Raw genomic sequence first — 3,618 nt, forward strand, 5'->3', positions numbered from 1 at the left:
CCGCGATGGTCAGGGCAATCGGGCCGCCTGCGGCAATCATGACACCGGCCGCGCCAAAGGCGGCGGCATACATGGGGGCACCGACCAGAACGCCCTCGGCATTGCCAATCGGGGTGGGCGCTGTATAGGCGAGCGGGGGCATGTCGGGATCGTTTTCGATATCCTCGACCTTGCGATAGATATGGCCCAGTTTGTCCTCAATGGTGCGTTCGGTCGCAAGCAGGCTTAGGTCGGAATGTTTGAAACCGGCTTCTTCCAGATCCTCTGCGGTTTTTTGCAGGGCGGGAAGGTCATCAAAAACGCCAACGGTTTCGTTTCGGGTCCTGAGGATGGACATTTGTGGCCTCCTTTTTTTTGAAAGGCTCCCTTAAGCCACCAACGTGCCGGTGTGGTTCTTGGTTCCGAATTTTTCCCGATCCAGAGAAATGCGCCAGAAATGACAACGGCACCCATCAAGGGTGCCGTTGGTGATCTTTATGGTGCCGGTCTTACCGTTCGGTAATCTTGAATTCGATACGACGGTTGCGGCGATAGGCGATTTCGTCGTCGCGGTTATCAAGCGGCTGATATTCACCAAAGCCCGCAGCAACCAGCCGGTTTGGCGGAACGCCGCGATCAATCAGGAACTTGACCACCGAAATGGCGCGTGCCGCCGACAGTTCCCAGTTTGACGCGAATTTCAGGTTACGGATCGGAACTTTATCCGTGTGGCCATCAACACGCATGACCCAGTCAATATCGTCGGGGATTTCAGCCGAAATGGTTTTCAGGGTATCGCCAAGCTTTGCCAACTGTTCCTGACCTTCTTCGCCAAGATCGGCGGAGCCGGATGTGAACAGGACTTCGGACTGGAAGACAAAGCGGTCACCCACCACGCGGATATCCTGACGGTCGCCCAGAACTTCGCGCAGGCGGCCAAAGAATTCCGAACGATAGCGCTGCAATTCGGCAACCTTGGTGGCGAGGGCGGCATTGAGGCGCTGCCCGAGATTGACGATCTGGGCCTGTTTATCCTCGTTTTCGCGTTCGGAGACTTCGAGGGCAGCCTGAATTTTCTGAAGCTGCTGGCGCAGGGCCAGCATCTGCTGATTAAGGGCTGCGACCTGTGCCTGTGCCTCGGTGCTGAGCTTTTTCTCGTCTTCAAGTTCGGCTGCGCGCGAAGCCAGCAGTGCGGAAAGTTCGGCGATGCGGCTTTCCTGATCGGCCATCTGTTCGTCGGCTTTTTCGCGTGCTGTGCTGAGCTCGGCCTCTTTTTCCTCGAGATTGGCGAGGGCGGCCAGAAGTTTCTTTTCCATCTCGTCAGCGGACAATTCGGCGGCTGAAAGCTGGCTTGCGAGGGCGGCGGCACGGTCACGCAATTCGTCGCGCTGGTCACTGGTGTTGGAAAGCTCGGTCGTGAGCTGTGTCAGTTCGAGTTCCATGCGCTGATTGTTGGTGCGTTCGAGCGACAGCAGATTTGTCAGCTCGTTCACCTGTGCGGTGAGGTCGTTCAATGCCTGGTCACGCCCGGAAAGGGCAGCACCCAGATAGACCTGCGCAACGACGAAAATCATCAGCAGGAAAATGATCACCATCAACAGGGTGGCCAAGGCATCAACAAAGCCAGGCCAGGTGTTGACGTCGCGATTTCGGCGGCGTGACAACCCGGTCATGCGATCAACCCTCCTCGGCGATCGCGGCGATGGTACGGGCCAGAAGCTTGATCTCGCTTCTGATTTCCTGGGTCGATTGCTGACGGCCCATTGTCAGTTCCTCGCCAACGCGCGAAAGGGTGTTGTCGAGCGAGCGGATATGGGCGCGTGTATTGTCGTCAATGCCGAAGCTTCCGATTTTCATGGAATCGGAAAGCTGATCAAGCACCGGTTTCAGGTGCATCTGGTTTTCCGCCAGCTTGACCATAAGCTGCTGTTCGGCCTTCATCTGATCGGTCAGGGTCGAGAGTTTGTCGGCCAGATCGATCAGGGTGTTATGTGACTTGATCTGCGAACTTTCGGACCGCTGGATCGAGTTTTGCAACCCTTCCATATTGTCCGCCATCTGTTCGATCAGGGCCGACAGATAGGCCGGAACCGACTGTTCCCCATCCGAAACCGGACCGCCCGAAGACAGGCGGGTGAAGCCCGAAAGCCATTCTTCAAGCTCGTTAAAGAAGCGGTTCTGTGCCTGACCGGCCTGCATGTCGATCAGGCCAAGGGCCAGTGATCCGGCAAGACCAAAGAGCGAGGACGAAAACGCCGTTCCCATGCCGCCAAGCGGCTCAGCAAGGCCTTCCTTGAGTTCATTGAACCACAGATCAATATTCTGGCCCGAGCCGACATTGACGTCGCCGATGACATTGGCGACCGAATTGACGGTCTGAAGCAGGCCCCAGAAGGTCCCAAGCAGACCAAGGAACACGAGAAGGCCAACGACATAGCGCGACAGTTCGCGGCTTTCATCCAGACGTGAACGGATCGAGTCCAGAATGGTGCGCGTCGCCATGGTCGAGAGTTGCGGGCGGTCGCGGCGCTGTTCGGCCATCATGCGGGCCATTGGCAACAGCAGTTTCGGCGGAACCTGCGATGTCAGGCCGGGACGGTTGCGGCGGAAATCTTCGATCCAGGTGACTTCGGTCGACAGGCTTGCGACCATGCGGAACGTGTAGATGACCCCGACAACAAACACGCCAAGGATCAGTCCGTTCAACACGGCATTGGCCATGAACGCATCGGACAATGCCGGAAACAGCAATGCACCGACGGCGGCGATAATGGCGATGAAAATCCCCATCCGCGTCAGATAGCTTCCCGGTTTGGTAACAGCAGGAAGGGTTGCCATGCCGTTGGCCGAATTATTGCTCATGACGGATCAATCCTAGCGTTGAACGGTTTTGATATCGACACGATCCGCCGGGCCGGAAGGAACATTGGCACCCAGCGCACGGACATCGATGCGCGTGGACCGCACACCTTTGTCGATCAGATAGGAACGGACCTGCAGGGCGCGCGAAAGCGACAGGCGGCGTGCCTTGCTGGCATTGTTGGAATCGCCTTCGGCATAGGCCTGAAGCTGAATACGCATGGTTTCGTCGCTGCCCATGCTGCTGACGATGCTGTCAAGCTGGCTGCGTGCGGCGTTGTTCAGCTCGAAGCTACCCGAACCGAATGCCAGGCTGTATTCGCCAGCACCGGCCGGTGCGGATGCAACCGGGTCCTTGGCGGCTGGTGGTACTGCTGCGGTTTCGGCTGCCGGTTCTGGTGCCGGGGCCGGCGCGACAGGCGGCTCGTTGCTGGAACGCTGTTCAAGCATTTCCTGCGGGGATGTTGTGGTATCGGGTGCCGGGCTTGGTGCCTCGGGCACGTTTGATTTGTCCGGTACAACCGGTTCGGGTGCGGGAGGAGGCGGTGCCTGTCTGGTTTCCTCGGTCGGAAGCGGCGGGGCTTTTGGTGGTTCGATTTCAGCCGGTTTTGTTTCGACTTTCGGTGCTTCGGGAGCCGGTTCGGCCTTCGGTGCTGCAGGGGATTCGGATGCCTGGGCCATTTCGGCGGCAGGAGCAGGGGCCTGTGACGGTGACGGTGTCGGTTTGCTTAACGGAACCGGTGCGTTACCACTGCCTGCCGGTGCGGCGGCCACCGGGGC

3 protein-coding genes and 1 pseudogene are annotated in these 3,618 nt (G+C 58.5%); all 4 read right to left on the reverse strand.

What is annotated here, in order from left to right; genetic code table 11:
• Window positions 1–337 (reverse strand): annotated as a pseudogene (locus TH5_RS25005) (hypothetical protein); the annotation flags it as partial.
• A gap of 151 nt (window positions 338–488) precedes the next feature.
• Window positions 489–1,652 (reverse strand): peptidoglycan -binding protein, encoded by a 1,164-nt coding sequence (locus tag TH5_RS25010; protein WP_114124127.1) that lies wholly within the window; start codon window positions 1,650–1,652, stop codon window positions 489–491.
• Between the two features lie 4 nt (window positions 1,653–1,656).
• Complete coding sequence (locus TH5_RS25015) at window positions 1,657–2,841, reverse strand: flagellar motor protein MotA (protein ID WP_114124128.1); 1,185 nt, start codon at window positions 2,839–2,841, stop codon at window positions 1,657–1,659.
• 12 nt (window positions 2,842–2,853) lie between these two features.
• The coding region (locus tag TH5_RS25020) for an OmpA family protein (protein WP_147250193.1) at window positions 2,854–3,618 on the reverse strand (765 nt) is incomplete at its 5' end.

The organism is Thalassospira xianhensis MCCC 1A02616, from assembly GCF_003326475.1.
GTDB lineage: Bacteria > Pseudomonadota > Alphaproteobacteria > Rhodospirillales > Thalassospiraceae > Thalassospira > Thalassospira xianhensis.

Bases quoted from the DNA above. Each gene is read 5' to 3' on its own strand.
- TH5_RS25010 (WP_114124127.1), bottom strand. From the start codon at position 1,652: ATGACCGGGTTGTCACGCCGCCGAAATCGCGACGTCAACACCTGGCCT.
- TH5_RS25015 (WP_114124128.1), bottom strand. From the start codon at position 2,841: ATGAGCAATAATTCGGCCAACGGCATGGCAACCCTTCCTGCTGTTACC.